Raw genomic sequence first — 26,025 nt, 5'->3', positions numbered from 1 at the left:
GCGGGCAGTCACCGGAATCGCACAACGCTGCCATCATCATGATACGTAAATGGCGCCAACGGAGAAAATCCCGCTCAGCCATCCCCATCCTCGTCGCTGCAGCCGCTTTCCGCGGCGGCGATTTCCCACGCGTACATCAGGCTGGCCTCGGAAAAACCGAGCCCGGTCTCTTCGTCCTGCCACCAGGCGAGCCCGTTGCCATCCACCCCGTCGAAGCGCCAACGCCGCAACTCGCCGCTGCACAAACGGACCGCATAGATACGACCGGGGATGAGTTTCATCGTCGAACCGACTCCAATTCCAAAGTCCACAGCGTGCCTTTGCAGGCGCGACCGCCCCGGGACATCCCGAGCATCCGCCCCGCCCCCGCTTGATCCGTTTCCATCATAAATCGCGACACCGAAGACGAGGAGACGCACGCGGCAGGCGGGGAAATCACGCTTGACCATACGGAACTGTTTTAGTACTGTTTAGCCACGAACATAAGCGGATACCCCGGCATGTTGCGCATCAGCAAGCTCACCGACTACGGCACCCTGATCCTGGCCCACATGGCCAGCCGTCCGGAACGCCTGCACAGCGCCACCGAACTGGCCGAAACGCTGGGGCTGGGGGTGCCGACCGTGAGCAAGGTACTGAAGGCGCTCGGCCGTCATGCCCTGGTTAACAGCCATCGCGGCGCCAGCGGTGGCTATGCGCTCGCGCGCCCGCCACAACAGATCAACATGGCGCACATCGTGGATGCGCTCGAGGAACAGCCTTTCGGCCTCACCGAGTGCAGCGCCGGCAGCGGACTATGTTCGATGGAAACGGGCTGCCGCATCCGCGACAACTGGCAGCGCATCAACGGCGTGGTCCGGCGCGCGCTACAGGATGTCAGCGTCGCCGACATGATCCACCCCCACGGCCCGGCGGCCGGCATCACCGAACACCGGCTGCACGGCCCCGAGCCTCACCCGGGAATGGCACGCCTGACCAGGCTAGACCAGGAGGACTGACCGCATGAACGCCCCGACCATCACCACCTCCCGCAGCGACGCCCTCGGCGCCTATCTCGAGCAGGACTACACCGCCGGCTTCGAAACCCGGCTCGACACCGACACCGTGCCCAAGGGCTTGTCCGAAGACATCATCCGCCTGATCTCGGCGCGCAAGGGCGAACCCGACTGGATGCTCGAGTGGCGGCTCGAAGCTTATCGCCACTGGCTGACGATGACCCCGCCGACCTGGGCCGCAGTGCACTTTGCGCCGATCGACTTCCAGGACATCGTCTATTACTCCGCACCGAAGTCGAAGAAGGACGGCCCCAAGAGCCTCGACGAAGTCGACCCCGAACTGCTGCGCACCTTCGAGAAGCTCGGCGTGCCGCTGCACGAGCGCGCGCGGCTGGCCGGCGTGGCGGTGGATGCGGTGTTCGACTCAGTGTCGGTAGCAACCACCTTCCAGAAGGAGCTCGCCGAGCACGGCATCGTCTTCTGTGCGTTTTCCGAGGCGGTGAAGAACCACCCCGCGCTGGTGCAGAAGTACCTCGGCAGCGTGGTCCCGCCGGGCGACAACTTCTACGCCGCGCTCAATTCGGCGGTGTTCTCCGACGGCTCGTTCGTCTTCATCCCCAAGGGCGTGAAGTGCCCGATGGAGCTCTCCACCTACTTCCGCATCAACGCCCGCGACACCGGCCAGTTCGAGCGCACGCTGATCATCGCCGAGGAAGGCGCCTCGGTCAGTTACCTCGAAGGCTGCACCGCGCCGATGCGCGACGAGAACCAGCTCCACGCCGCGGTCGTCGAGCTGATCGCGCTCGACGACGCCAAGATCAAGTATTCGACGGTGCAGAACTGGTATCCGGGCGACAAGGACGGCAAGGGCGGCATCTACAACTTCGTCACCAAGCGCGGCGACTGCCGCGGCGCGCGCTCGCACATCTCGTGGACCCAGGTCGAGACCGGCTCGGCGATCACCTGGAAGTATCCGAGCGTAATCCTGCGCGGCGACGACTCGGTGGGCGACTTCCACTCGGTGGCGCTCACCAACAACCTGCAGCAGGCCGACACCGGGACCAAGATGATCCACATGGGGCGCAACACGAAGAGCACCATCCTCAGCAAGGGCATCTCCGCCGGGCGCGGCAGCAACACCTTCCGCGGCCTGGTGAAAGTCACGCCGAAGGCCGAAGGCGCGCGCAACTATACCCAGTGCGATTCGCTCCTGATCGGCGACCGCTGCGCCGCGCACACTTTCCCGACGATCGAGGTGCGCCACCCGGGCGCCCACGTCGAGCACGAGGCCACCACCTCGCGCATCGGCGAGGACCAGCTGTTCTACGCCATGCAGCGCGGCATCAGCGCCGAGGACGCGGTGTCGATGATCGTCAATGGCTTCTGCCGCGAGGTGTTCAAGGAACTGCCGATGGAGTTCGCGGTGGAAGCACAGAAATTGCTGGGCGTGAGCCTCGAAGGCAGCGTCGGCTAAGGACCAAAGGGAGAACGGACATGCTGAAAATCAACAACCTGCACGCTGCGGTCGACGGCAAGGCGATCCTCCAGGGCCTGAACCTGGAAGTGAAGGACGGTGAAGTGCACGCGATCATGGGGCCCAACGGCTCGGGCAAGAGCACGCTCGCCCAGGTGCTGGCCGGGCGCGAAACCTTCACCGTCACCGCAGGCAGCGTGGCATGGGACGGCAGCGACCTGCTCGCCCTGCCCGCCGAGGAGCGCGCGCGCGCCGGACTGTTCCTCGCCTTCCAGTATCCGGTCGAGATTCCCGGCGTCTCCAACGCTTACTTCCTGAAGGCCGCGGTCAACGCGATCCGCCGCCATCGCGGCCTGCCCGAATACGATGCAATGGACTTCCTCGCCCGCGTGAAGGCCGAGATGCAGGCGGTCGGCATGAAGGAGGAGTTCCTCTACCGCTCGGTGAACGAAGGCTTTTCCGGCGGCGAGAAGAAGCGCAACGAAGTGCTCCAGATGGCCCTGCTCGAACCGCGGCTGGCGGTGCTCGACGAGACCGACTCGGGGCTCGACATCGACGCCCTCAAGGTCGTCGCCGAAGGCGTCAACCGCCTGCGCTCGCCCGCACGCTCGATGATCGTGATCACCCATTACCAGCGCCTGCTCGACTACATCGTGCCCGATCAGGTGCATGTACTGTCGCAGGGCCGCATCGTGCGCTCGGGCGGGCGCGAGCTCGCGCTCGAACTCGAAGCGCACGGCTATGGCTGGATCGACGCCGGCAACGCGGCGGGAGCCGCATCACTGCCCGCGGGAGGCCGGTCATGAGCGCCCCCGGATTCTGGCTCGCCGAACACCACCGGGCCGCCGCCGCCCTGCCCGGCGCCGCCCTGCCCTGGCTCGCCACACTGCGCCGGCAGGCGATCGAGCGCTTCGCCGACGAAGGCTGGCCAACCACACGCCAGGAAAACTGGCGCCATACCTCGCTCGCCTTCATGGAAGAGTATCCGCTGGGCACGGGCGCGCACGCCCCGACGCAGGCCGCCCACGCCAGCCTCGCTGCCCTGCGCGCCAGCGACCCCGGAGCGCACTGGCTCGCGTTCGTCGACGGCCGCTTCGCCCCCGCACTGTCGGCGATTTCCGCCCTGCCCGCCGGCGCCCGCATCGGCAGTCTCGCCGATGCCCTGGCGCATGAGCCGGAAGCGGTCGAAGCCGCTTTCGGCCGCGCCGGAGACGGCGACAGCCCGGCCGCGCTCAACGCGGCCTTTGCCGGCGACGGCGCCTGGATCCGGCTCGCCCGCGGGGTCGCGGTGGAGCCGCCGATCCACCTCGTGTTCCTCGGCGGCGGCGCGGCCCACCGCCACCTGCGCAATCTGGTCGTCGCCGAAGCCGGCAGCCAGGCCCGCATCGTCGAGCACTACCCGCAGGGCGGCGAGGCGGCCACGCTGACCACCGCCGTCACCCGCATCGAGGCCGGGGCGGACAGCCGGATCGAGCACATCAAGCTGCAGCAGGAAGGCGAGCAGGCGATCCACCTCGCCACGATCGAGGCCGACCAGGCCCGCGGCGCGGTGTTCGCCTCGCACGCACTGTCCTTCGGCGCCCGCCTGGCGCGCACCGACATCCGCACCCGCCTCGGCGAAGGCGCCGAAGTGCTGCTCAATGGCCTCTACCACGCCGACGGCCGCCGCCACGTCGACCACCACACCCACATCGACCACGCCCGCCCACGGGGCACGAGCCGCGAGTACTACCGCGGGCTGCTCGACGGCAGCGCGCGCGGCGTGTTCGCCGGCCGCATCGTCGTCGCCCAGGACGCCCAGCGCACCGACGCCCTGCAGCGCTGCGACAACCTGCTGCTGTCGCCACGGGCCGAAGCCGACGCCCGCCCCGAACTCGAGATCTACGCCGACGACGTCAAGTGCGCCCATGGCGCCACCGTCGGCCAGCTCGACGAAGATGCGCTGTTCTACCTGCGCGCGCGCGGCGTCGATGCCGGACACGCGCGCCAGCTGCTGACCTACGCCTTCGCCGCCGAAGTGCTCGAGCGCATTGCCCATCCACCGCTGCGCGCGCTCGGCCGCGCCGCCCTGTTCGCCCGCCTGCCCGACGCCGCCCGCCTGGAGGAACTGTCATGAACGCCCCGCTCCCGCCTGCCGGCGCAGGCGCCCGCCACGCCACGCCGGCAGGCGGCGCCCTGCCCGGGATCGCCGCCGACTTCCCGATTCTCGCCCGCCCGGTGCATGGCCGCCGCCTGGTGTACCTCGACAACGGCGCGACCACGCAGAAGCCCGAAGCGGTGATCGAAGCCGAGCGCCGCTTCTACCGCGAATCCAACGCCAACATCCACCGCGGCGTACACCGGCTGTCGCAGCACGCCACCGAGCTCTACGACGCCGCCCGCGCCACTGTGCAGCGCTATCTCAACGCCGCGCACGCCGAGGAGATCGTGTTCACCCGCGGCACCACCGAAGCGATCAACCTGGTCGCACACAGCTGGGGGCGCAGCCGGCTCGAAGCCGGCGACGAGATCCTGCTCACCACCCTCGAGCACCACTCCAACATCGTTCCCTGGCAGCTGCTGTGCGAGCAGACCGGTGCGGTACTCAAGGTGGTCCCGGTCGATGAGAGCGGCACGCTCGAGCTCGCCGCCTTCGATGCGCTGCTCGGGGAACGCACCCGGCTGGTGGCGATCACCCACGTGTCGAACGCGCTCGGCACGGTGAACCCGGTCGCCACCCTCACCGCCAGGGCACACGCCGCCGGTGCGGTGGTGCTGATCGACGGCGCCCAGGCGGTGGCCCACCAGGCCGTGGACGTGCAGGCGATCGGCTGCGACTTCTACGCCTTTTCCGGGCACAAGCTGTACGGCCCGACCGGCATCGGCGTGCTCTACGGCCGCGCCGGGCTGCTCGCGGCGATGCCGCCGTGGCAGGGCGGCGGCGACATGATCCGCACTGTCGCCTTCGAGCGCAGCACCTTCGCCGAGCCGCCGCAGCGCTTCGAGGCCGGCACCCCCAACATCGCCGGGGCGATCGGGCTGGCGGCGGCGATCGATTACGTGAGCCGGATCGGCCTGGCACGCATCGCCGCCCACGAGCACGCCCTGCTCGCCCACGCCAGCGCCGCGGTGGGCGACATCCCCGGGGTGCGCCTGGTGGGTACGGCGCAGGACAAGGCCGGTATCCTGTCCTTCCTCGTCGATGGCATCCACCCCCACGATCTCGGCACCATACTGGATGCGGAAGGGGTGGCGATCCGCGCCGGCCATCACTGCGCGATGCCGCTGATGACGCGCTTCGGCATTCCCGGCACGGCCCGCGCCTCGTTCGCGATGTATAACGACATCGACGACATCGACGCCCTGGTCGCCGCGATCCACAAGGCACAGGACCTGTTCGGCACGAGGAGGCCGGGATGAACGACAAGCAGGATGCGCTGCGCGAGCTGTACCAGGAAGTGATCTTCGACCACAACCGCAACCCGCGCAATTTCCACAAGATGGCCGACGCCGACCGCCACGCCGACGGCCACAACCCGCTGTGCGGCGACCAGCTCACCGTGTACCTGCGCGTCGCCGACGGCATCGTGCACGACGCCAGTTTCGTCGGCCACGGCTGTGCGATCTCCACCGCCTCGGCCTCGCTGATGACCGAAGCGGTCAAGGGCAAGCCGGTCGAAGAAGTCGAGGCGCTGTTCCGCGACGTCCATGCACTGCTCACCGGCGGTCAAGGGGCAGAAGCGCCGGCGCGCGACGTCGGCAAGCTGGCGGCGCTGTCCGGGGTGAAGGAATTCCCGGCGCGGGTGAAGTGCGCCACCCTGGCCTGGCACACCCTGCACAACGCGCTCGGCGGCGAGCACGGCACCGCCCACACGGAATGACGCCCCCGGACACCGGGGACACGAAAGGAGAAGCCCATGGGTGAGCGTTACGGCGAAACCGAATCCCGCGTGCTGCTGCGCGACTGCGCCGCAGTCAGCGTACCCTGGGGCGAAGCCGCAACCCTGGAGGGCGGCGGCTTCGCGCTGGTCACCCAGCGCCTGGGCGGCTCGATCACGGTGATGAGCGGCGGCAACCTGTACCGCATCGACGAGCGCAACGCCGATGCCCTCGGTCTCGAGCCGCAGGCGATCGCCCCGCCTCCGGCCGCAGACGGCACGATCGACGCCAGGAGCATCGAGCGCGCGGCGTGGGCGCAGCTGGCCACCTGCTACGATCCCGAGATCCCGATCGACATCGTCAATCTCGGCCTGGTCTATGCCTGCACGGCCGAAGCGCTGGCCGACGGCCGCTACCGGCTGGCGGTGAGCATGACCCTGACCGCGCCCGGCTGCGGCATGGGCACGCTGATCGCCGACGAGGCGCGCGCCAAGCTGCTCGCCATCCCCGGCGTCGCCGAAGCGGAAGTCAGCCTGGTGTGGGACCCGCCGTGGAGCCGCGAGATGATGAGCGAAGCGGCCCGGCTGGAAATGGGCCTGTCCTGAAGCGGCGTTTGCGCCTGCTCAAGTTCCCGACCGGAACGGCGCTGCTATGCTCGCGCCGCGGTGACCGACGCCGCCCTGCCCTTTTTTCTTTGTTTCATTCCCCGCCTCCCGGAAAGACACCATGCGCCTGGCTCTCACTCTTGCTGCAAGCCTGCTCGGCGGCCCCGCCCTTGCCGCCCCTGCCGCCATCGACCCGCCCCAGCGCATGCCCGGGCTGTGGCTGATCAACACCACCCCGGCCGAATCCCCGGCGAGCGTCCCCCACTTTCACCTGTGCATCGGCGCCGGCGAGGACGATGTCCTGCGCCATCCCGGCAGCGCGTTCGATGGCTGCAGCGAGCAGTCGTGGTCGCGGGACGCGCATTACACCTACTACCGCGCGGTGTGCACGGTGAACGGCGGCAGCGCACGGGTGGAAGGCCGCTTCAGCGGCGACTTCATGTACAACTTCCAGGGCGAGCTCGACACCCGCCACGGCGGGGCAGGCGACGGCGCGACCACCACGCTGGCGATCGAGGGGCGCCGCCTCGGCCCCTGCAAACCCGGCCAGGCTCCCGGGAAATTCCTCATCCGGGGGCGTGACGGGGTCGGCAACCTGAACGTGGGCGAGCCGATCAGGTCACGCTGACCGCGGCGCAGCGGGCGCACCGCTGCGGCTTCGCCCCGCGGTTCAGCGCAACGAGAACGTCACCTGGCCACCCTCGCCGGCCGCCTCGACCCGGGGTTCGAGAACGAAGATGCGCTCGCCCGGGACCTTGCCTTCTTCCACCAGCCAGTCGCGCACCCCCTGTGCCCGCCGCTGGGCAAGCGCGCGCAGCTCGGATTCGCCGACGGCGACGTCGGCCCGGATCAGCGCTTCCATTTCCGCCGGCGGCAGATCCTTGGCGAGGCCGATCAGGTTGCGCGGCTTCTTGAAGTCGGCCTCGCGGTAGGCCTTCTTCAGCAGTTCGGGATACTCCCCGGCGCCGATCTCGATCTCCTCGATCGATGGGACCTCTTCCCCGCGCGCGATCAACGCCTTCAGCTTCTGCGCGCGCACCGCCCGCTCGAGGCCGGTCTGGCGCAGGCCATCGCGGTCGACCGCCGGATCGGCGCGGCCGATCACATCCAGGCGCAGCGCCGGGCGCTCGATCAACGCCTGCGCCAGGGTGGCGAGCTTGTCGTGCTGGGCCTCGCCGGGGCGGGCGCTACCCGGCGCCAGCTCGAGAAAGGACAGTTCCTCCCCGCCGCCCAGGGCCGCGCCGAGCAGCGCGAACGGCGACGTGATGGCCTTGCCGATCAGGTTGAACAGCATCTTCACCACCAGGCCGAAAACACTGAACTCGGGGTCGTCCAGCGTGCCGCTCACCGGCAGGCGCAGGTCGATCTCGCCGCGGCCGTTCTTGAGCAGCGCGACCGCCAGCTGCACCGGCAGGTTCACCGCATCCGGGCTGTCGACCTTGTCGCCGAAAGTCAGCTGGTCGAGGAAGATCCGGTTGGTCGCCGTCAGCCTGCGGTCCTCGATCTTGTAGTTCAGCTCGGCCGACAGCTTGCCGCGGGAGATGCCGTAGCCGACGTACTTGCCCGAGTAGCCCGACAGCCCGGTGAGTTCGAAATCCTTCACTGTGGCGAGGATGTCGAGGTGGGCGTCCTGGCGGAAGGGGTTGAGTTCGCCGGTGATGCTCAGCGGCGCGGCCTTGTCCACCTTGCCGCTGAGATCGAGCCTGGCGATCGTGTCCTCGGCGGTCGACAACCCCACCAGCGCACCGGCCAGATCGGTCAGGTTGGCATCGTAGTTCGGCCGGATGAAGCGGTCGCTGAAGGCGACGTTGCCGCGCTTGATCTCGATGCGCTCGATGCGCACCGGCGGCGGGGGCGCAGCCGGCGGCGCCAGCTCGACGCTGCGCGCGGTCGATGCCGCGCCGGCTGCCTGCGCCGCGCCGCCGCCCTCAGGCTCGGCCGACGCGGGAGACGGGACGGCTCCGGCCTGCGCTTCGCTGCGCAGCGCGCCGATCTCGCGCAAGTTGAGCCGACCGTTCTCGTCCAGGATCAGCCGGGTATGGAAGTCATCGAGCGCGACACGCTCGATGGCGAGCGAGAGGGGCTCGAGGCGGGCGTCGATCCCGCCCACGCGCAAGGTGCGCCAGCGCACGAAATCGGTCGCGTTCAGGCGATCGACCGAAGCGAAGTCGGCGACCCCCAGATCGCCGCGGAAAGCGCCCAGCAACTGTCCCCGGCGCCCGCTCCGGAGGGTGAGCCGGCCCTGGCTGCTGAGACTGCCGCGCGAGATCGCGACGTTCGTCTGCTCGAGCACGTAGGGCTGCAGCGGGAGCAGGTCGACGCTGCGCAGGTTCAGGCGCAGATCGGCCTTCAGCGGCGCCAGCGCCAACGCCCCCGAGATACCAACCCGGCCACGCCGGTTAAGGCGGGAATCGAGCTTGATCCGGCTGCTGTGGCCCTTCGCGGTGGAAAAACCGTCGAGTTCGAACTGGATGTCGTTCACCGTGGTGAGCACCGGCTTCGCCGCCGTCCGGTCCTCGATCCGGAGTGAGGCGGCCTGCAGCGCCAGCTTGTCCACCGTCACCGTCCACGCTGGCGCCGCCGGTTTCGCCGTGCGCCCCCCGGCTGCGCCGTTGCGCGTGGCGCCCGGCGCGGCCGCGAGCAGGCGCATCAGGTCGAATTCGCCGTTTTTCTGGCGGACCGCGGACACCGCCGCGCCCCTGGCATCGATTCCCGCCACCGCCAGCGTGCGCCCGGCCAGATCGAGGCTGGCCTCGCGCACGTCCACCTCCGGCAGCTTCACCGCGGCATCCTTGCTACCTTTGAGCGCAAGGGCGAAATCACGCAGCGACAGCGCCTGGGCGCCGAATCCGAATACGGGTTCGCCCCCGGCCCCGCGCGCGGCGCGGTATTGGACGCTGCCGCCGAGGCGGCCTGCGCGCACCTCGGCGCCGGGCAGGACGTCCGCGAGGTAGGGGGCATAGCGCGCCAGCTGGAGCGCTTCGAACTGGAGCTGGCCATCGAGCTCGAAAGGCTGCAGGCGCAGCTGGGCTTCGTGGTGGAAGCTCTCGCCGGCATCGCTGACGTAATCGAGGCGGACCCCGGCGGGCAGCTCGCTGACGGTCGCCAGGTCGCGCACATCGAGGTTGATCGCTTCGATGCGGGTGTGAAAAGGCGTGGCCAGGCTGCGATCCTCGAAACGGATCACGCCGTCACGGACGCGTGCGAGCGCGAGAAGGAAATCCGGGCGCCCGACAGCGGCCCCCGGGAGTGCCTGCGCTGCGGCGCGGGCGCCATCTTCCGCCCCCGGCGCGGTCGCCGCTTCCTGCGCTGCCTGGGCCGGCGCCGACTTCGGCGTCCGGGGCGGTTCCGGCGGCAGGAGATCGAGCACATTCAACCCCCCGCTCTGGAGCCGGACGAGGTCGAGCTCGGGCTGTGCCAGGCGCAAGCGGGTGAAGTGCCAGCGCCCGGCCAGAGGCTGCACATCGGCAAGCTCGAGCTCGAGCTCGGCGGCGGCGGCCACCGGCGCGCCCCGCTGATCCTGCAGCACGAGCCGGTCGATCTGGAGCGGGCCGCGCAGCGTCAACTCGGGCGCGGCATCCGGCGCCTGGCGGAACGACACTTCGAGATTGGTGCTGAGCAAGGCCGAAGGCAGGCGAAAGCGCTGCTCGCCGGGCAGGTAGGCGAGCCAGGGAGCCAGGTCGAACGCCTTGAGCACCACGTCCACCACGGTTTCCTGGCTCTCGGCGAAAGGTTTGGTGCGCGCGCTGAGCAACAACGGGTCGCCATTGAGGGTCGCCGACAGCGAAGGTTCGACGAAGACCTCGATCCGCACCGGCAGATTCGACACGAAAGGCACGCCGAGCGCGATGTCGGCGAGCTCGTGGGTAAGGCCCCGCGGCCGGTCCTCGACCGTGATGTGCCCGCCACGAATGCGGATGTTGCCAATCGAGAACGGCAGCGCCGCGCCCTCACCGGCAGCGCGCCCCCCCCCTCCCGAGGCCGCGATGCGCGCGGCGACATCGGCCCAGTTATGCCCGCCGTCCTCGCCGAGGGCCAGCTTGAGGCGGGGCGCGACCAGCATCAGTTCGTGCAGCACCGGGCCCTGGCGCACGATCGACTCGATTTCGAAGTTGGCGCGCAGGGACTCGAACGCCAGCGCTTCGCCCTCGCCCCCCGCTTCCATCACCTTGAGCCCACCGACCTCGGCGCTCAGGCGGAAAGGATTGATCAGCACGCGCTCGATGCTGACCTCACGACCGAGCATATCGGCGAGCAGCGTCTGCGCGTAATGGCGGGCGATCGGTGGAACCGCCAGGTAGGCGACGGCGGCTACGGCCAGCACTGCCCCCGCGAGCCACAGCGCCCGCCGGCGCGGGCCGGCGCTCGAGTCGGTGGTGGTATCAGACATGGAAGGCTCCAACGAGTAAGTTTGTAAGGCATGTCGCAACAGGAAACGCTGCACCGGATAGCGCTCCGCAAGCACCACCGCGCCGCTGCCGGCCCCCACGCGGAGGCAGCCCCGGAACACCGCTTGCAGCTCGGCCGGCGGGCGCGATTCTATCGGTCTTGGCCGCGCTCACGAAGTCGATTTCCCCCAAAGAAACGGTCTTTCCGGCATGGCAGCTCGATCCTGCCCGGGAATCGGTCGGCTCACCCCTCCGCGACCCCGGAATGGCGAGCGGAGCTGCGCAGCAGGGGGAGAAAACTGACCGCCTGGAGCACGATCAGGCCCGCGAAACTGAACCTTAGCGCCGTCCCCAGGCCGTACCCCTGCGACTGCAGCAGATCGAGAGCGAGACCCAGCCCCCACTGGAGCGCGAACGCGCCAACGAAGGCCATCAGGTTGATGGCCGTGCTCACGCGCCCGAACAGGCTCGGCGGAAAGGCACGCGAAGCCGCCAGATAGGTCTGTGAATTGGCGGCGGAAAGCATCCCGAACACGAACCACAGCAGTGGCAAAGACCCTGTCGAGGACAGGATCGCGACCTGCACCACGAGCACGCCGGCATAACCCCAGCGCAGCAGTGCGAGCGCCTCGATACCCCTGCGCGCAAGCCACACGCCCATGAAGCCGATCGACAGCTGCCCGCACAGGCTGCCCAGATTGAGCACCACCAGCATCACCGCGGCCTGGCCCAGATCGAAGCCGTTGACGTGCATCAGCCAGGGTACGGCCCACAGGCTCTGCAACGCCATGAAGCCACCGACGAAGAATGCCGAGGACGCGGCAAAGCGCAGGAAGGCCGGCGTCACGTAGATCCCCGCCACCACCTGCAGCGCATTGCCGAGCGAGCCCCGCGGCGCGCTGCGGCCGCGGCCGGCATCGGGCAACGAGCGCAGCAGCAGCACCGATGCGAGGAGCGCAGTCGCGGCGATGATCCAGAACACGCCACGCCAGCCGAGAAACGGCAGCACCGCCTCCAGCGGCACGCTCGCGGTGAGGGCGCCGAAGGCCCCCGCTGCCATGATGAAGCCGATCATCGAACTCTGCCGCTCCGGCGGATACCACAGCGCAAACCCTTTCAGCGCCGCCATCAGGCAGGCCGACACGCCGGCCCCGATCAGGGCTCTGGCCAGGCCGAGGCTGCCGAGCGAGTCGCCGAGGGCAAACAGGCCGGAGCCGAGCGCGGTGAGCAGCAGCAGCGCCGCTTCCACCCGGCGCGGGCCGAAGCGGTCGAGCGCCATTCCGACCGGGATCTGGGCCAGGGCGAAAGCGAGAAAGTAGGTACTGGTGAGCAGGCCCAGGCTGGCTGCGGTCAAACCCAGCTCTTCGGTCAGGGCGGGCGAAATGACCGCATTCACCGTGCGCAGCAGGTAGGACAGGTAATACCCGAGCGCAAAGGGCAGAAAAATCCGCACCCATGCACGAGACTGACTGGCGCCCCCCCGGCCGTCATCGCTCATCCGGACCCTCCACAGCAAAAGAAGCCATTATCCCGTTCACCCGCTCACACCATGCAATCTGCAAGGATGATGCCATGCAAACAGTTGATGCCCAAACGCTCTTGACTTGCATCAATGCCCTTCCACGGTCGCTGCGGAGAATGCAGCCCATCGACCACAGGAGGCAATGATGACCACGATTTCCGAGCTGATGACCCACGACCATCGCGACTGTGACCACGTTTTCGCGCGTGCCGAAGAGCTCGCTTCGGATGGCGACTGGGCGGGCGCGGCAGAGTCGCTCACCGAATTCTCGAATGCGCTCAGCGCCCATTTCGAGGCCGAGGAAACGAAGCTTTTCCCGGCTTTCGAAGCCGCCACCGGCATGACCCAGGGCCCCACCGCGATGATGCGCAGTGAACACCAAGGCATGCGCGAAGTGCTTGCAGCGCTGCAATACGCGCTCGACAAGCAGGACGCGGACGACTTCGCCGGCGAGGCCGAGACCCTGCTGATCATGATGCAGCAGCACAACATGAAGGAAGAGAGCGTGATCTACCCGATGCTCGACACCCGTCTTCCGGCCGAAGAGCAGCAGAACCTGTCCACCGCCGTCGGCAAGCAGCTGAGCGGGGCGCGCAACGCATGAGCGACCGTGTCGTCGATGCGCGCGGCCTCGAGCCGCCGGAGCCCTTCGAACGCGCGATGGAAGTGCTGCTGACGCTGGCCAAGGGCGAAGAGATGCTGCTGATCCTCGACCGCATGCCGCATCCGCTGCTGCGCATTCTCGACCGCGACGGCTATCGTCACGCTGAAGCCTATCGTGACGACGGCGCGGTCGAAATCCGCATCGTCCAGCCATGATGGCCCGCCCTGCCATGGGCGGTGCAGCGCCCGGCCTCGCCTACGATGACACCCCTCCGTTCTCCGCGCCGCTGCGGTTTTTCCTGACCGCACCGCTGTTCGCCATCGCCGCCGGCGCGGTATTGCTGTTCGGCGGCGACATCCTGGTTTCACGCTGGACTCCGGGCGCGCTGGCCATCGTGCACCTGTTCGCTGCAGGGTTCATGCTCCAGGTCATGCTCGGCGCCCTGGTGCAGGTCATGCCGGTGGTCGCCGGTGCCAGCATGCCCGCACCACTTCGCACCGCCGGCACCACCCACATCCTGATGACGCTGGGCACGGCTTCGCTGGCATACGGCCTCGGTGCAGGCCATCCCGACATCCTGCTGGCCGGAGCGGGCATGCTCCTGCTCGGCCTGGCGACTTTCCTCGGCGCCGCAATCGTCGGCCTGCGCAAGGGGGCGACGACGGGCACGAATACGCGCACGCCGCGCGACCTGCGGCTCGCCTTCTTCGGACTCGCCGTCACCGCCACCCTCGGCCTGCTGCTGTCGCTGACGCTCGGCCGCGGCCTCGAACTGCCGCTGCCGCTGCCCACGATGGTCAATCTGCACGCCGGCTGGGGCTGGATGGGCTGGGCCGCGGTGCTGCTCGCCGCCACCAGCTGGGTCGTCGTGCCGATGTTCCAGATTACCGCACCCTACCCGCAGCGCTTCACCACGTTCTGGGCCCCCGCAGTCACCGCACTGCTGCTCGTCTGGTCGGCCAGCGCATTTTTTTCCGGTGCGGACTGGCCCGGCATCGCCGCAGTGATCGCTCTCGCGCTTCTGGGCGCAGGCTATGCCGGGATGACCTTGCGACTGCAGGCCGGTTCGCGCCGCAGCAAGCTCGACACCCCTTTCCTCGCCTTCCGCCAGGCGATGCATGCCGCGCTGGCCGGCATCGTCGTCCTGCTCCTCGCACTGTGGACCGATGCCGACTACTGGCCGGTGCTCGCCGGGATCCTGGTGTTGCACGGAGGCTTCGGCGGCGCGATCACCGCGATGCTTTACAAGATCGTGCCCTTCCTCGCCTGGCTGCACCTGACCCAGAGCGGCGTGAAGGCTCCCAACATGAAGAAACTGCTCCCCGACGTGCACATCCGGCGCCAGCTGAAGGTGCGTACGCTCAGTCTCGGCGCGCTCTGCATCGCGGTCTTCGTGCCGTTTCTCGCGCCGCTCGCCGGAGCCTTGCTGATGGTGGAATTCGGCTGGCTGCTGCTCAACCTGGTCCGTGTCGTGCGCGCACGCCGGACTGCGCTCCTGGCAGCGCCCACTCGAGCTGAAAGCCGCGCTGGCGGGTGATCCGGCGCTTTTCAGCGATTGCCCGTCCGGCATCGAAAAATCTCCAAAAGGTGTTTGACGGCGGGTCTTTCGGACTGTATAGTTCGCGGCTCTCGGGGTGTAGCGCAGTCCGGTAGCGCGCTTGCTTTGGGAGCAAGATGTCGGGGGTTCGAATCCCTCCACCCCGACCAGCTCACACTCCGATTGCCCGCAGGAAGCTGCCCGTAGCTCAATTGGATAGAGCACCGGCCTTCTAAGCCGGGGGTTGCAGGTTCGATCCCTGCCGGGCAGGCCAGAAAAGTTTCGGGCTGCGGTTTCACCGCGGTTCATCAGTGGCGGCATTAGCTCAGTTGGTAGAGCACTGGATTGTGGCTCCAGAGGTCACCGGTTCGAAACCGGTATGTCGCCCCATAATATTCAAGCGCTCGAAAGCGCTGTACTGCACAGGCTGAAAAGCGCAGATCACCGCGCAGCCACCAGCCCCGGAGCCCATCAACGAGATGGCCCCAACGATCCCCGCCAGGCGCCACGCCGAGCGGGTTTTTGTTTTTTGGCCCCCGCTCTTGCCGCGCATTCTCGCCGCCATCTCACGCCAGCGAGTCTGCCAGCCGGCACCGCCCGCCGTTTCGGACCGGCCACCCCGGAATTCGGCACGACCTAACACAACGTAATACACCCGTTACATTTCTCTGTTATAAATGCAGCCTTTCCATTCGCCCCCACGGAGCCCATGAAAAGCCACACCACTGAGAGCATCCAGAGCACCAATCCACGCTTTCACCGCCTCCGGAAGGATGGTCTGTATCACCCGATTCCGTTCATGTTCGTCACCGACAGGATGTGCGACGACATCCTTGATGAGCGTGAAATGCTACTGGCTTCATTACCCGCCGCAACACACCCCCGCCAAAAGGCGCTGTTCACCAGCAGCGACCCCAAGGCCAGCTCCAGAGCATTCAAGCATCTGCTGCGCAGGTTCGGCTACCCCTTCATCAACCGGCTCACCACCTGACGTCACCGGCCCTCAGCGGCTCGCCGCGACCGGCGCCTTGTACGGTACGGAACGGGCACGGCATGCCGCACAGCCCCGTCGAGCCCGCCCCCGGATCGAAAACACCAGTGAGCGGAAAAGCGCCGATGCCGTTGCTTCAAGCCGTCAGCGACAGGCGTTGCATCAGCTGCGAGCGCTGGCACGGCCGCCGCAGAGCGGGCGACGAACCCGACACCGTCGAAGTCGCATCGGGCGCCACCAGAGGGCTCTGCATCGACGGCCCCTGGCACCGCAGCATCCGGGGAGTACGCAATGCCTGCGGCCAGTGGCTACGCTGGTCCGGCCTGGCCGGGAAGCCGGCGCCCCCGCCACGCTAGGATCACGCCGCCGCTCCCTTCGCCGCCCTCCCTTTCCAGCGTACCGCATAGCGAACCTTGCCCCCTTCGACAACGCACAGCGCTCGGCACAATCCATTGCTCTCGCATGCCGCGGCCTGGCAGGCGCCTTTGCTTGCCGTGCCTGCCTGATTCTGCTATTAAGTCGGGTCTCTTCATTCACCAACCTACGGAAGTTGATTCATGGCTGACGATACCCTGCACAAGCAATTCCCGCCCTACGTACCTGCAGCCGGCGAGGAATACATGAGCGAAAAGCAGCTGGCCCACTTCCGCGAGATCCTGAGCTCGCTGAAGGGCGAGCTGATGGAAGACATCGAGCGCACCGTGCACACCATGCAGGACGAAGCCACGGTGTTCGCCGACCCCAACGACCGCGCCAGCCAGGAGTCGGACATCGCCCTCGAGCTGCGCAACCGCGACCGCGAGCGCAAGCTGATCAAGAAGATCGACGAGGCGCTTGGCCGCATCAACGAGGGCGAGTATGGCTACTGCGACAGTTGCGGCGTGGAGATCGGTCTGAAGCGCCTGGAAGCCCGCCCGACGGCGACCATGTGCATCGACTGCAAGACGCTGGAAGAGATGCGGGAACGCCAGGTGGCGAAGTAAGCACGCCGTGCTCACCGGCGCATGCCTGACGGCAATGAAAAAAGGACGCGGCAGCGTCCTTTTTTCATGTGTGCTTCATGTGTCCGAAGGGGAACCGCCGCCCGTAAAGCCCGGGCGGCGAAGATCCGGCCCCACCCGGGCGGTCAGGCGTTTTCGCTCAGCAGCGCCTTCATGCTCAGACGGATCTTGCCGCGCTCGTCGGTCTCGAGCACCTTGACGCGCACCGACTGGCCTTCCTTGACGTAGTCGGAGACATTATTCACCCGCTCGTTGGCGATCTGGGAAACGTGCAGCAGGCCGTCGCGTCCCGGCATGATGTTGACAATCGCACCGAAATCGAGCAACCGCACCACCGTACCTTCGTAGATCTTGCCGATCTCGACCTCGGCGGTGATCGCCTCGATCTTTGCCTTCGCCGCCTGCGCACCTTCGGCGCTCACCGACGAGATCTTGATCGCACCGTCGTCCTCGATCTCGATCACGGTGCCGGTCTCTTCCTGCAGCGCACGGATTACCGCACCGCCCTTGCCGATCACATCGCGGATCTTCTCGGGGTTGATCTTCATGTTGATCATGCGCGGCGCGTACTCCGAGACCTCGCCGCGGCTGCTGCCCAGCGACTGCTGCATCAGGCCGAGGATGTGCAGGCGGCCTTCCTTGGCCTGCTCGAGCGCGGCGTGCATGATCTCCTTGGTGATGCCCTGGATCTTGATGTCCATCTGCAGGCCGGTGATGCCGTTCTCGGTGCCCGCGACCTTGAAGTCCATGTCGCCGAGGTGGTCCTCGTCGCCCAGGATGTCGGTCAGCACGGCGAAGCGGTTGCCGTCCTTGATCAGGCCCATCGCGATGCCGGCGACGTGGTTCTTGAGCGGCACGCCGGCGTCCATCATGGCGAGCGAGCCACCGCAGACGGAGGCCATCGACGAGGAGCCGTTGGACTCGGTGATCTCGGAAACCACGCGCACGGTGTAGGAGAACTCTTCGGGCTTGGGCAGCATCGCCACCAGCGAACGCTTGGCGAGTCGGCCATGGCCGACTTCGCGGCGCTTGGTGATGCCGAAGCGGCCGGTTTCGCCGGTGCAGAACGGCGGGAAGTTGTAGTGGAGCAGGAAGCGCTCGCGGTACTCGCCGGCGATGGCATCGATGATCTGTTCGTCGCGGCCGGTGCCGAGCGTGGCCACGACCAGGGCCTGGGTCTCACCACGGGTAAACAGTGCCGAGCCGTGGGTGCGCGGCAGCACCCCGGTGCGGATCTCGATCGGGCGCACGGTGCGCGTGTTGCGCCCGTCGATACGCGGCTCACCGTTGAGGATGCGGCTGCGCACGATGCCCGACTCGAGGTTGAAGAAGATGTCCTTGAGCTCATTGACCGAGGGCGCGTTCTCCACCCCGTCGGTGAGTTGTGCGATCACCCGCTTGCGGATCTCGGACAGACGCGCCGAGCGTTCCTGCTTGCTGGTGATGCGGAAGGCTTCTTCCATCTCGGCCTTGGCGAGCTCGGTGACCCTGGCGATCAGCGCCTCGTTGGCCAGCGCCGCCTGCCAGTCCCACTCGGGCTTGCCGGCGACTTCGACCAACGCGTTGATCGCATTGATCGCGGTCTGCATCTGCTCGTGACCGAACACCACGGCGCCGAGCATGACGTCTTCGGGCAGCTCCTGGGCCTCGGACTCGACCATCAGCACCGCAGTCTGGGTACCGGCCACGACCAGGTTCATCTGGCTCGCCTGCAGTTCGGTGGCGGTCGGGTTGAGGACGTACTGGCCGTCGAGGTAACCGACGCGCGCAGCGCCGACCGGGCCATTGAATGGCAGGCCGGAAATCGCCAGCGCGGCCGAAGCGCCGAGCATCGCCGGGATATCGGAGTCGATCTCGGGGTTCAGCGACAGCACGGTGATGATGACCTGGACTTCATTCATGAAGCCATCGGGAAAGAGCGGGCGGATCGGGCGGTCGATCAGGCGCGAGGTGAGGATTTCCTTCTCGCTCGGCCGCCCTTCGCGCTTGAAGAAGCCGCCGGGGATGCGCCCCGCGGCGTAGAACTTTTCGACGTAGTCGACGGTGAGCGGGAAGAAGTCCTGCCCCGGGCGGGCTTCCTTGGCGCCGACCACGGTGGCCAGCACCACGGTCTCGTCCATGTTGACGATGACTGCGCCGCCGGCCTGGCGGGCGACTTCGCCGGTTTCCAGGGTGACGGTATGCGCGCCGTAGGCGAAAGTTTTCTTGATTGCAGTAGGCAAGATGAATTCCTTTATCGTTGATTGCAGCGGACTACAACTGCATGCCGCGCCCTTCCCTGAGAGGGGCAGCGCGGAAAGGCGGCGTCGGACCCGGACGCCAAACGGCAAAAAGCCGGTGCGGCCGCCTGGGCACACACCGGCTTTCCTGGCTTACTTCGCCCTGATCGGCACTGTCGGGCTGGTCACGGGCGGCAATTACTTGCGCAGGCCGAGACGCTCGATCAGATTGCGATAGCTGTCGGCGTTGCGACCCTTCAGGTAATCCAGCAGCTTGCGGCGCTGGCTGACCATCTTCAGCAGCCCGCGGCGGGAGTGATGATCCTTGCCGTGCTCCTTGAAGTGGGGGGCGAGCCCGTTGATGCGGGCGGTCAGGAGCGCGACCTGGACTTCCGGCGAACCGGTGTCGCCTTGGGCGCGCTGGAAGTCGGAGACGATCTTCGACTTGGATGCGGTATCAAGAGCCATGTGTGTCTTTACTCGTATTTTCTGCCAATCAGAAGCCGCGGATTATACCCATAGCGGCACCATAAACTCAATCGAAATCGTGCGCGCGCGCGAACCTCAAGCACCGCCCTGGCGCTCGCCGCCGGTCGCGATCAGGCGGCGCGGCGCGAGCCGACCGTCGGCCTGCCACTGTCCGAGGCCGAGAAAACCGCCAGGCCCATACACGCGCAATATTTTCCCGGCCTCGCCGGGAGCGCCTGTGGCCAGACTCAGCACACGCCCCTGCAGCAGCCCGCTGGCGGCGTCGGCATCGAGTTCGAGCGCAGGGAACTCCGCCACCAGCGCATCGACCGGGGCGAGCAGGCGGCCGCGATCGTCTTCGGCTGCAGCTTCGAGCTGCGCCAGGGTGACCGCTTCATCGACCCGGAAGCGGCCGATCACGGTGCGCCGCAGTCCGCACAGGTGGGCACCGCAACCGAGCGTGGTGCCGATATCCATCGCCAGGCTGCGAATGTAGGTGCCCTTGCTGCAGGCGACGCGAAAAATTAACCGATCGCCATCGAAGGAGAGCAGATCGAGCGCATGTATGCACACCCGGCGCGGCGCGCGCTCGAGCTCGATGCCGGCCCGGGCGTATTCGTACAAGGCCTTGCCGTCGCGCTTGAGCGCGGAATACATCGGGGGGATCTGCTCGATCTCACCGCGAAAGCGTGCGAGCACGGCCTCCAGCTGCGCCAGCCCGACCGCCACCGGACGGGTGGCGATGACCACGCCGTCGGCGTCGCCCGAATCGGTTTCGACGCCGAGTTGCACGACCGCCTCGTAGGTCTTGTCGGCATCGAGCAACATCTGCGAGAACTTCGTCGCTTCACCGAAGGTCAGCGGCAACAGCCCGCTTGCCATCGGATCGAGGGTCCCGGTGTGGCCGGCCTTCGCAGCACGGAACAGGCGGCGCGCGGCCTGCAGCGCGGTATTGGAACTCAGCCCCTGCGGCTTGTCGAGCAGCAGCACGCCGTCGACCACCCGGCGCACGATCTTGCGCTGCGGCTGCTTCGCCCGGCGCGGGCGCGAAGCGTCGGCACCCGGAGTCGCCGCCCCGGCCTCAGCCGCGCTTGCCGTCGTCATCACTGGCGGAATCCGGCCCCGTAACGCCGTCGTCCTGGTGGCGCGCTTCGTCCTCGCGAACCACCTCGTCGATCAGCTGCGAAAGGCGTGCGCCTTCCTCGACCGAGCGGTCGTACTGGAAATGGAGCTCGGGAATGGTGTGGATGCGGATCCGCCGGCCCAGCTCGCGGCGCAGGAAACCGCTCGCACGGCGCAGGCCCTGGAGGATTTCGGGGACATCGCCGGCACCGGTCATCGAGGTGAAGAACACCTTGGCGTGAGCGTAATCGGGCGTGATCTCGACATCGGTCAGGGTGATGAAGCCGACGCGCGGATCCTTCACTTCGAGCCGGATCAGCTCGGCCAGCTCGCGGCGGATCTGCTCCACCACGCGCTGGCTGCGGGAATACTCCTTGGGCATCGTCTACAGCGTCCTCGCCACTTCCTTGATCTCGAACACCTCGAGCTGGTCGCCTTCCTTGATGTCGTTGTAGTTCCTGAGCTGGAGGCCGCACTCGTAGCCGAACTTGACTTCCTTGACGTCGTCCTTGAAGCGCTTGAGCGATTCGAGTTCGCCGGTCCACACCACCGTGTGGTTGCGCAGCAGGCGGATATGCGAATTGCGCCGCACCACCCCTTCGAGCACGTAGCAACCGGCGATCGAGCCGATCCTGGAAATCGTGAACACCTGGCGGATTTCGACCAGACCGGTGATTTCTTCGCGTTTCTCGGGGGCAAGCATGCCGGACAGCGCCGCCTTCACCTCATCGACCGCATCGTAGATGATGTTGTAGTAGCGGATATCGACGTCGAAACTCTCGGCCAGCTTGCGCGCACCGGCATCGGCGCGGGTGTTGAAGCCGATGATGACGGCGCCCGAGGCCTGCGCCAGGTTGACGTCGGATTCGGAAATCGCCCCCACCGCGGCGTGGATCACGTTGACCCGTACCTCGTCGGTGGACAACTTCTGCAGCGACTGCACGAGGGCTTCCTGCGAGCCCTGGACGTCGGCCTTGATGATCAGCGCCAGGGTCTTGACCTCACCTTCGCTCATCTGCTCGAACATGCTCTCGAGCTTGGCTGCCTGCTGCTTGGCGAGCTTGACATCGCGGAACTTGCCCTGGCGGAAGAGGGCGATTTCGCGCGCCTTCTTCTCGTCGACGAGTGCGATCGCCTCGTCGCCCGCAGCCGGGACATCGGACAGGCCGAGGACCTCGACCGGGATCGAGGGGCCGGCCTCGTCGATCTGCTTGCCGTTCTCGTCGAGCATCGCGCGGATGCGGCCGAAGGTCGCGCCGGCAAGCAGCACGTCGCCCTTCCTCAGGGTGCCCGACTGCACCAGCAGCGAAGCCACCGGGCCACGCCCCTTGTCGAGACGGGCTTCGATGATCAGACCCTTCGCCGGAGTGTCGACCGCAGCGGTCAATTCCAGCACTTCGGCCTGCAGCAGCACGGCCTCGAGCAGTTCGTCGATGCCGGTGCCCTTCTTCGCCGACACCGGCACGAACATCACGTCGCCGCCGTAGGCTTCGGGAATCACGGACTCGGCAATCAGTTCCTGGGTGACGCGCTCGGGGCTGGCATCGGGCTTGTCGATCTTGTTGATCGCCACCACCAGCGGCACACCGGCCGCCTTGGCATGGTGGATCGCCTCGCGCGTCTGCGGCATCACGCCGTCATCGGCCGCCACCACCAGGATGACGATGTCGGTGGCCTTGGCGCCGCGCGCACGCATCGCGGTGAACGCCTCGTGGCCCGGGGTGTCGAGGAAGGTGAGCATGCCGCGTGCGGTCTCGACGTGATACGCGCCGATGTGCTGGGTGATGCCGCCGAATTCGCCCGCCGCGACCTTCGCCGTGCGGATGTAGTCGAGCAGCGAGGTCTTGCCGTGGTCGACGTGGCCCATGACCGTGACCACCGGCGCACGCGGCAGCAGCTCGGCATCCTTGAGCTCCTCATTTTCCTCGAGGAAGGCATCAGGGTCGTCGAGCTTGGCGGCGAGCGCCTTGTGACCCATTTCCTCGACCACGATCATCGCGGTTTCCTGGTCGAGCACCTGGTTGATCGTGACCATCGAGCCCATCTTCATCAATGTCTTGATGACCTCGGTCGCCTTCACCGCCATCTTGTGGGCGAGATCGGCGACGGTGATGGTCTCGGGCACATGGACTTCGCGCACGATGGGTTCGGTCGGCGCCTGGAACGACGAGCGGTCTTCCTGATGGCGGCCGTGACGACCGCCCCCCTTGCCCGCTCCACGCCAGTTGCTGCCCGTGGTCGCGCCCACTTCGCCGCGCGTCTTCAGGCCGCCACGACGTTTGCTGCCGCTGTCGGCCTCACGCGCCGGGGCCGCTGGAGTGCGCCGCGCGTCGCGGCTGACGGCCGGCTTGTCTTCGGTCTTCGCCGGCCGGTGCAGCGTGCCGGTAGTGGATTTGGCCGGCTTCGCCGGCTCTTCCTTTTTCTGCTGCTCGGCACGGATACGGGCTTCTTCTTCGGCACGGCGGGCTTCAGCTGCAGCCCGCGCCGCCGCCTCGCGCTCCTGGCGTGCGCGCAGATCGGCCGCCTGGCGCTCTTTCAAGGCGCGCAGGCGATCTTCATCGCGCTTGCGGGCGGCGATTTCTTCGTCGCCGAGAATCTCGCTGAGCGGCAGCGGCCTGCTAAGCACAATGGTCGTTGTCGGCGCTGCGGGGGGCGGCTCGGCGGCAGGCACGGCCGCGCCTTTGCCGCCGGCGGAGGCTTCCGCCGGTGCCGGTTCGACGGCAACCGCCTCGGAAGCGGCGGCAGGCTCGGCCTTCGCCGCCTCGACCGGCGCCGCTTCCTGGACTTCGGGCACCGGCTCATCGGCGCTTGCCTGCACAGGACTTTCAGCCACAGGCTCCGCCTGCGGCGCCTCGAACACCTCTTCGGCCGGCTCCGGTGCGGCCAGCTGCGACTCGGGCGCGGCAGCCAGCTCGCTCACCTCGGCGCCCGCCTCCCCCTGGAGTTCATCGCGCTTGACGAAGGTGCGCTTCTTGCGCACTTCGACCTGGACCGTGCGCGCACGGCCGGTCGAGTCGGTCGCACGGATTTCGGTCGTCTGCTTGCGGGTCAGGGTGATCTTGCCCTTGGGCTGGACATCGCCATGCGCCCGGCGCAGGTATTCGAGCAGCCTCGCCTTGTCCTGTTCGGTGAGCAGATCGGCGGGGCCGGTTTTTTCCACGCCCGCACGCTTCAACTGCTCGAGCAGCGCCGCGGCCGGCATTTTCAGTTCGCCGGCAAACTGGGTCACGCTCATTTGTTCCATTACTGCCCTCCCATCATTCTTCGAACCAATGGGCGCGCGCAACGGAAATCAGCGCCTTGGCTCTTTCTTCGTCGATCCCGGCCATCTCGACCAGCTCGTCGACCGCAAGGTCGGCAAGATCATCACGGGTACGAATGCCCTTCTGGGCCAGGGTTGCGGCAAGGGATTTCTCCATGCCTTCGAGATTGAGCAGATCGTCGGAGACGTTCTCCAGCTGCTCTTCGGTGACGATCGCCTCGGTCAGCAACACGTTGCGAGCGCGGTTGCGCAGCTCGTTTACCGTGTCTTCGTCGAAAGCCTCGATGTCGAGCATCTCGGCCAGCGGTACGTAGGCGACTTCTTCGAGCGAGGAAAAACCCTCCTCGATCAGGATGTCGGCGATGTCCTCGTCGACGTCCAGTTTTGCCATGAACAGCGCACGCAGCCCCTGCTGCTCCTGAGCGGTCTTTTCCGCCGACTCCTGCTCGCTCATCAGGTTGATCGTCCACCCGCTGAGCTCGGAAGCGAGCTTGACGTTCTGGCCGTTGCGGCCGATGGCGATCGCCAGATTGTTCTCGTCGACGACGACATCCATCGCGTGCGCTTCCTCGTCGACGACGATCGAGACCACTTCGGCCGGCTGCAACGCAGCGACCACGAACTGGGCAGGGTCGGCCGCCCACACGATGATGTCGATCTGCTCGCCGCCGATTTCGTTGCGCACCGCGGTGACACGCGAACCGCGCAGGCCGACGCAGGTGCCGATCGGGTCGATGCGCGGATCGTTCGATTTGACCGCGATCTTGGCGCGCAGCCCGGGGTCGCGGGCGCAGGCCTTGAGTTCGAGCAGGCCGTCCTCGATTTCGGGGACTTCGAGCTCGAACAGCTTCATCAGGAATTCGGGGGCGGTGCGCGACAGAATCAGCTGCGGACCGCGGGCGCCGCGATCGATCTTGAGCAGGAAGGCCTTGATCCGGTCGCCCACGCGCAGGTTCTCGCGCGGAATCTGCTGATCCCGCGGCAGGACCGCTTCCATGCGCCCCACTTCGATGATCGCGCTGCCGCGCTCCATGCGCTTGATCGAGCCGGAAACGAGGAATTCCTTGCGCTCGAGGAAGTCGTTGAGCACCTGTTCGCGCTCGGCGTCGCGGATGCGCTGCAGGATCACCTGCTTGGCCGCCTGCGCACCGATGCGACCGAAGTCGATCGGCTCGAGCGCTTCCTCGATATAGTCGCCGAGCTGGATGTCCGGATCGAGTTCGCGCGCATCGATGATGCCCATCTCGGCCTCGTCGTTGGTCACGTCCTCGTCGAGCATCACCAGCCAGCGCCGGCGCGAGGTGTAGTCCCCGGTCTCGCGATCGATCGACACCACCACGTCGGCGTCGTCATGGATGCGCTTCTTGGTGGCGGAGGCCAGCGCGGTTTCGAGCGCGGCAAAAACGATGTCCCTGGCGACGTTCTTCTCGCGCGCCAGCGCATCAACAAGCAGCAGGATCTCGCGGCTCATTTCAAGAATACCTCCACATCCACAGTCTTAAAATTTGGGTACAAGGCGTGCCTTCTCGATGTCATCGAAAGGCAGCAGCACTTCGCCTTTCTCGGTGGCGAGCGCTACCGCAGCATCGCGCACTCCTTCGATCACACCCACGAAATTGCGCTGGTTGCCGATCGGCAGCGAAAGGCGTACCTGGGCCTCGCTACCGGTAAAACGTTCGAAGTCGGCGAGTTTCCTGAGCGGGCGATCGAGTCCGGGCGACGACACCTCGAGGCGGTCGTAATCGACGTTTTCGACCTCGAACACGCGCTGCAGCTGGTTGCTCACCGTGGCGCAGTCATCCACCGTGATGCCACGCTCGATATCGAGGAACACCCGCAGCAGCCGGCCCTTGGGAGAAAACTCGACATCGACGAGTTCGTACCCGAGACCGCTCACCACCTGCTCGATCAGTTGCTCGACTTCTGCACGCATGCACTCAACCCGCTCTTTCACCGGCGCCGCGACTGGCGCCACAAAT

23 protein-coding genes and 3 tRNA genes are annotated in these 26,025 nt (G+C 67.1%); 16 read left to right on the top strand and 10 right to left on the bottom strand.

Annotated elements, in window-relative coordinates:
- Positions 1–74: 74 nt before the first annotated feature.
- On the bottom strand, positions 75–281 hold the full coding sequence (locus tag Tchl_RS11120) for a hypothetical protein (protein WP_075148473.1): 207 nt from the start codon (positions 279–281) through the stop codon (positions 75–77).
- A 219-nt stretch (positions 282–500) separates the two neighbouring features.
- Between Tchl_RS11120 and Tchl_RS11115 the strand changes: the two genes are divergently transcribed.
- From Tchl_RS11115 to Tchl_RS11080, 8 genes are all read left to right on the top strand, one after another.
- Positions 501–998 carry an SUF system Fe-S cluster assembly regulator gene (locus Tchl_RS11115; protein ID WP_075148472.1) on the top strand — a complete coding sequence of 166 codons (498 nt, stop codon included), beginning with the start codon at positions 501–503 and terminating at the stop codon, positions 996–998.
- Between the two features lie 4 nt (positions 999–1,002).
- A complete protein-coding gene (gene sufB / locus Tchl_RS11110) occupies positions 1,003–2,469 on the top strand; it encodes a Fe-S cluster assembly protein SufB (RefSeq protein WP_075148471.1) in 1,467 nt (488 codons plus the stop codon).
- A gap of 20 nt (positions 2,470–2,489) precedes the next feature.
- Positions 2,490–3,275, top strand: a complete 786-nt coding sequence (gene sufC / locus Tchl_RS11105; protein WP_075148470.1) for a Fe-S cluster assembly ATPase SufC — start codon at positions 2,490–2,492, stop codon at positions 3,273–3,275.
- Complete coding sequence (gene sufD / locus Tchl_RS11100) at positions 3,272–4,585, top strand: Fe-S cluster assembly protein SufD (protein WP_075148469.1); 1,314 nt, start codon at positions 3,272–3,274, stop codon at positions 4,583–4,585. Before sufC ends, sufD begins: the two co-directional genes overlap by 4 nt.
- Entirely contained in the window at positions 4,582–5,868 is a 1,287-nt protein-coding gene (locus Tchl_RS11095) for a cysteine desulfurase (RefSeq protein ID WP_075148468.1), read from the top strand. Before sufD ends, Tchl_RS11095 begins: the two co-directional genes overlap by 4 nt.
- Positions 5,865–6,329 carry a Fe-S cluster assembly sulfur transfer protein SufU gene (gene sufU, locus Tchl_RS11090; RefSeq protein ID WP_075148467.1) on the top strand — a complete coding sequence of 155 codons (465 nt, stop codon included), beginning with the start codon at positions 5,865–5,867 and terminating at the stop codon, positions 6,327–6,329. The genes Tchl_RS11095 and sufU overlap by 4 nt, the downstream gene beginning before the upstream one ends.
- A 36-nt stretch (positions 6,330–6,365) precedes the next feature.
- A complete protein-coding gene (gene sufT, locus Tchl_RS11085) occupies positions 6,366–6,932 on the top strand; it encodes a putative Fe-S cluster assembly protein SufT (RefSeq protein WP_075148466.1) in 567 nt (188 codons plus the stop codon).
- 121 nt (positions 6,933–7,053) lie between these two features.
- The gene (locus Tchl_RS11080; protein WP_075148465.1) at positions 7,054–7,560 is read left to right on the top strand and encodes a DUF3617 domain-containing protein; all 507 of its coding nucleotides are present in this window, start codon (positions 7,054–7,056) and stop codon (positions 7,558–7,560) included.
- Between the two features lie 42 nt (positions 7,561–7,602).
- Here Tchl_RS11080 and Tchl_RS11075 read toward each other — a convergent pair whose 3' ends face one another.
- On the bottom strand, positions 7,603–11,322 hold the full coding sequence (locus tag Tchl_RS11075; protein ID WP_075148464.1) for a DUF748 domain-containing protein: 3,720 nt from the start codon (positions 11,320–11,322) through the stop codon (positions 7,603–7,605).
- A gap of 242 nt (positions 11,323–11,564) precedes the next feature.
- Positions 11,565–12,818, bottom strand: a complete 1,254-nt coding sequence (locus Tchl_RS11070) for an MFS transporter (RefSeq protein ID WP_075148463.1) — start codon at positions 12,816–12,818, stop codon at positions 11,565–11,567.
- A gap of 169 nt (positions 12,819–12,987) precedes the next feature.
- Between Tchl_RS11070 and Tchl_RS11065 the strand changes: the two genes are divergently transcribed.
- The 8 genes from Tchl_RS11065 (at position 12,988) to dksA (ending at position 16,957) form a co-directional block, all read left to right on the top strand.
- Positions 12,988–13,446 carry a hemerythrin domain-containing protein gene (locus Tchl_RS11065; protein ID WP_075148462.1) on the top strand — a complete coding sequence of 153 codons (459 nt, stop codon included), beginning with the start codon at positions 12,988–12,990 and terminating at the stop codon, positions 13,444–13,446.
- Positions 13,443–13,661, top strand: coding sequence for a DUF2249 domain-containing protein (locus tag Tchl_RS11060; RefSeq protein ID WP_075148461.1), 219 nt, complete (start codon positions 13,443–13,445; stop codon positions 13,659–13,661). The genes Tchl_RS11065 and Tchl_RS11060 overlap by 4 nt, the downstream gene beginning before the upstream one ends.
- On the top strand, positions 13,658–14,983 hold the full coding sequence (locus Tchl_RS11055) for a hypothetical protein (RefSeq protein WP_232311564.1): 1,326 nt from the start codon (positions 13,658–13,660) through the stop codon (positions 14,981–14,983). Before Tchl_RS11060 ends, Tchl_RS11055 begins: the two co-directional genes overlap by 4 nt.
- 93 nt (positions 14,984–15,076) lie before the next feature.
- Positions 15,077–15,153 (top strand) — tRNA-Pro (locus Tchl_RS11050).
- A 27-nt stretch (positions 15,154–15,180) separates the two neighbouring features.
- Positions 15,181–15,257, top strand: a tRNA-Arg gene (locus Tchl_RS11045).
- Between the two features lie 40 nt (positions 15,258–15,297).
- A tRNA-His gene (locus tag Tchl_RS11040) sits at positions 15,298–15,373 on the top strand.
- 319 nt (positions 15,374–15,692) lie between these two features.
- Entirely contained in the window at positions 15,693–15,974 is a 282-nt protein-coding gene (locus Tchl_RS11035; protein ID WP_075148459.1) for a hypothetical protein, read from the top strand.
- 557 nt (positions 15,975–16,531) lie between these two features.
- Positions 16,532–16,957, top strand: coding sequence for an RNA polymerase-binding protein DksA (dksA, locus tag Tchl_RS11025; RefSeq protein WP_075148457.1), 426 nt, complete (start codon positions 16,532–16,534; stop codon positions 16,955–16,957).
- Positions 16,958–17,100: 143 nt separating this feature from the next.
- Here the strand turns inward: dksA and pnp are convergent, their stop codons facing one another.
- From pnp to rimP, 7 genes are all read right to left on the bottom strand, one after another.
- The gene (pnp, locus tag Tchl_RS11020; protein WP_075148456.1) at positions 17,101–19,197 is read right to left on the bottom strand and encodes a polyribonucleotide nucleotidyltransferase; all 2,097 of its coding nucleotides are present in this window, start codon (positions 19,195–19,197) and stop codon (positions 17,101–17,103) included.
- 195 nt (positions 19,198–19,392) lie between these two features.
- A complete protein-coding gene (gene rpsO, locus Tchl_RS11015; protein ID WP_075148455.1) occupies positions 19,393–19,662 on the bottom strand; it encodes a 30S ribosomal protein S15 in 270 nt (89 codons plus the stop codon).
- A gap of 96 nt (positions 19,663–19,758) precedes the next feature.
- A complete protein-coding gene (gene truB / locus Tchl_RS11010) occupies positions 19,759–20,766 on the bottom strand; it encodes a tRNA pseudouridine(55) synthase TruB (protein WP_075148454.1) in 1,008 nt (335 codons plus the stop codon).
- Positions 20,744–21,166, bottom strand: coding sequence for a 30S ribosome-binding factor RbfA (rbfA, locus tag Tchl_RS11005; protein WP_075148453.1), 423 nt, complete (start codon positions 21,164–21,166; stop codon positions 20,744–20,746). The genes truB and rbfA overlap by 23 nt, the downstream gene beginning before the upstream one ends.
- Before the next feature lie 3 nt (positions 21,167–21,169).
- Entirely contained in the window at positions 21,170–24,028 is a 2,859-nt protein-coding gene (infB, locus tag Tchl_RS11000) for a translation initiation factor IF-2 (protein ID WP_075148452.1), read from the bottom strand.
- A 13-nt stretch (positions 24,029–24,041) separates the two neighbouring features.
- Positions 24,042–25,517, bottom strand: a complete 1,476-nt coding sequence (gene nusA, locus Tchl_RS10995; RefSeq protein ID WP_075148451.1) for a transcription termination factor NusA — start codon at positions 25,515–25,517, stop codon at positions 24,042–24,044.
- Positions 25,518–25,544: 27 nt separating this feature from the next.
- Positions 25,545–25,979, bottom strand: a complete 435-nt coding sequence (rimP, locus tag Tchl_RS10990) for a ribosome maturation factor RimP (RefSeq protein ID WP_075148450.1) — start codon at positions 25,977–25,979, stop codon at positions 25,545–25,547.
- Between the last annotated feature and the right edge of the window lie 46 nt (positions 25,980–26,025).

The sequence above is a fragment of the Thauera chlorobenzoica genome (genome assembly GCF_001922305.1).
Taxonomy (GTDB): Bacteria; Pseudomonadota; Gammaproteobacteria; order Burkholderiales; family Rhodocyclaceae; genus Thauera; species Thauera chlorobenzoica.
The sequence above is the reverse complement of the archived record's forward strand: the minus strand, read 5'-3'. Positions and strand labels throughout refer to the sequence as shown.

Coding starts and splice junctions, on each gene's coding strand:
- Tchl_RS11120 (WP_075148473.1), bottom strand. CDS start 281: ATGAAACTCATCCCCGGTCGTATCTATGCGGTCCGTTTGTGCAGCGGC.
- Tchl_RS11115 (WP_075148472.1), top strand. CDS start 501: ATGTTGCGCATCAGCAAGCTCACCGACTACGGCACCCTGATCCTGGCC.
- sufB (WP_075148471.1), top strand. CDS start 1,003: ATGAACGCCCCGACCATCACCACCTCCCGCAGCGACGCCCTCGGCGCC.
- sufC (WP_075148470.1), top strand. CDS start 2,490: ATGCTGAAAATCAACAACCTGCACGCTGCGGTCGACGGCAAGGCGATC.
- sufD (WP_075148469.1), top strand. CDS start 3,272: ATGAGCGCCCCCGGATTCTGGCTCGCCGAACACCACCGGGCCGCCGCC.
- Tchl_RS11095 (WP_075148468.1), top strand. CDS start 4,582: ATGAACGCCCCGCTCCCGCCTGCCGGCGCAGGCGCCCGCCACGCCACG.
- sufU (WP_075148467.1), top strand. CDS start 5,865: ATGAACGACAAGCAGGATGCGCTGCGCGAGCTGTACCAGGAAGTGATC.
- sufT (WP_075148466.1), top strand. CDS start 6,366: ATGGGTGAGCGTTACGGCGAAACCGAATCCCGCGTGCTGCTGCGCGAC.
- Tchl_RS11080 (WP_075148465.1), top strand. CDS start 7,054: ATGCGCCTGGCTCTCACTCTTGCTGCAAGCCTGCTCGGCGGCCCCGCC.
- Tchl_RS11075 (WP_075148464.1), bottom strand. CDS start 11,322: ATGTCTGATACCACCACCGACTCGAGCGCCGGCCCGCGCCGGCGGGCG.
- Tchl_RS11070 (WP_075148463.1), bottom strand. CDS start 12,818: ATGAGCGATGACGGCCGGGGGGGCGCCAGTCAGTCTCGTGCATGGGTG.
- Tchl_RS11065 (WP_075148462.1), top strand. CDS start 12,988: ATGACCACGATTTCCGAGCTGATGACCCACGACCATCGCGACTGTGAC.
- Tchl_RS11060 (WP_075148461.1), top strand. CDS start 13,443: ATGAGCGACCGTGTCGTCGATGCGCGCGGCCTCGAGCCGCCGGAGCCC.
- Tchl_RS11055 (WP_232311564.1), top strand. CDS start 13,658: ATGATGGCCCGCCCTGCCATGGGCGGTGCAGCGCCCGGCCTCGCCTAC.
- Tchl_RS11035 (WP_075148459.1), top strand. CDS start 15,693: ATGAAAAGCCACACCACTGAGAGCATCCAGAGCACCAATCCACGCTTT.
- dksA (WP_075148457.1), top strand. CDS start 16,532: ATGGCTGACGATACCCTGCACAAGCAATTCCCGCCCTACGTACCTGCA.
- rpsO (WP_075148455.1), bottom strand. CDS start 19,662: ATGGCTCTTGATACCGCATCCAAGTCGAAGATCGTCTCCGACTTCCAG.
- truB (WP_075148454.1), bottom strand. CDS start 20,766: ATGACGACGGCAAGCGCGGCTGAGGCCGGGGCGGCGACTCCGGGTGCC.
- rbfA (WP_075148453.1), bottom strand. CDS start 21,166: ATGCCCAAGGAGTATTCCCGCAGCCAGCGCGTGGTGGAGCAGATCCGC.
- infB (WP_075148452.1), bottom strand. CDS start 24,028: ATGGAACAAATGAGCGTGACCCAGTTTGCCGGCGAACTGAAAATGCCG.
- nusA (WP_075148451.1), bottom strand. CDS start 25,517: ATGAGCCGCGAGATCCTGCTGCTTGTTGATGCGCTGGCGCGCGAGAAG.
- rimP (WP_075148450.1), bottom strand. CDS start 25,979: ATGCGTGCAGAAGTCGAGCAACTGATCGAGCAGGTGGTGAGCGGTCTC.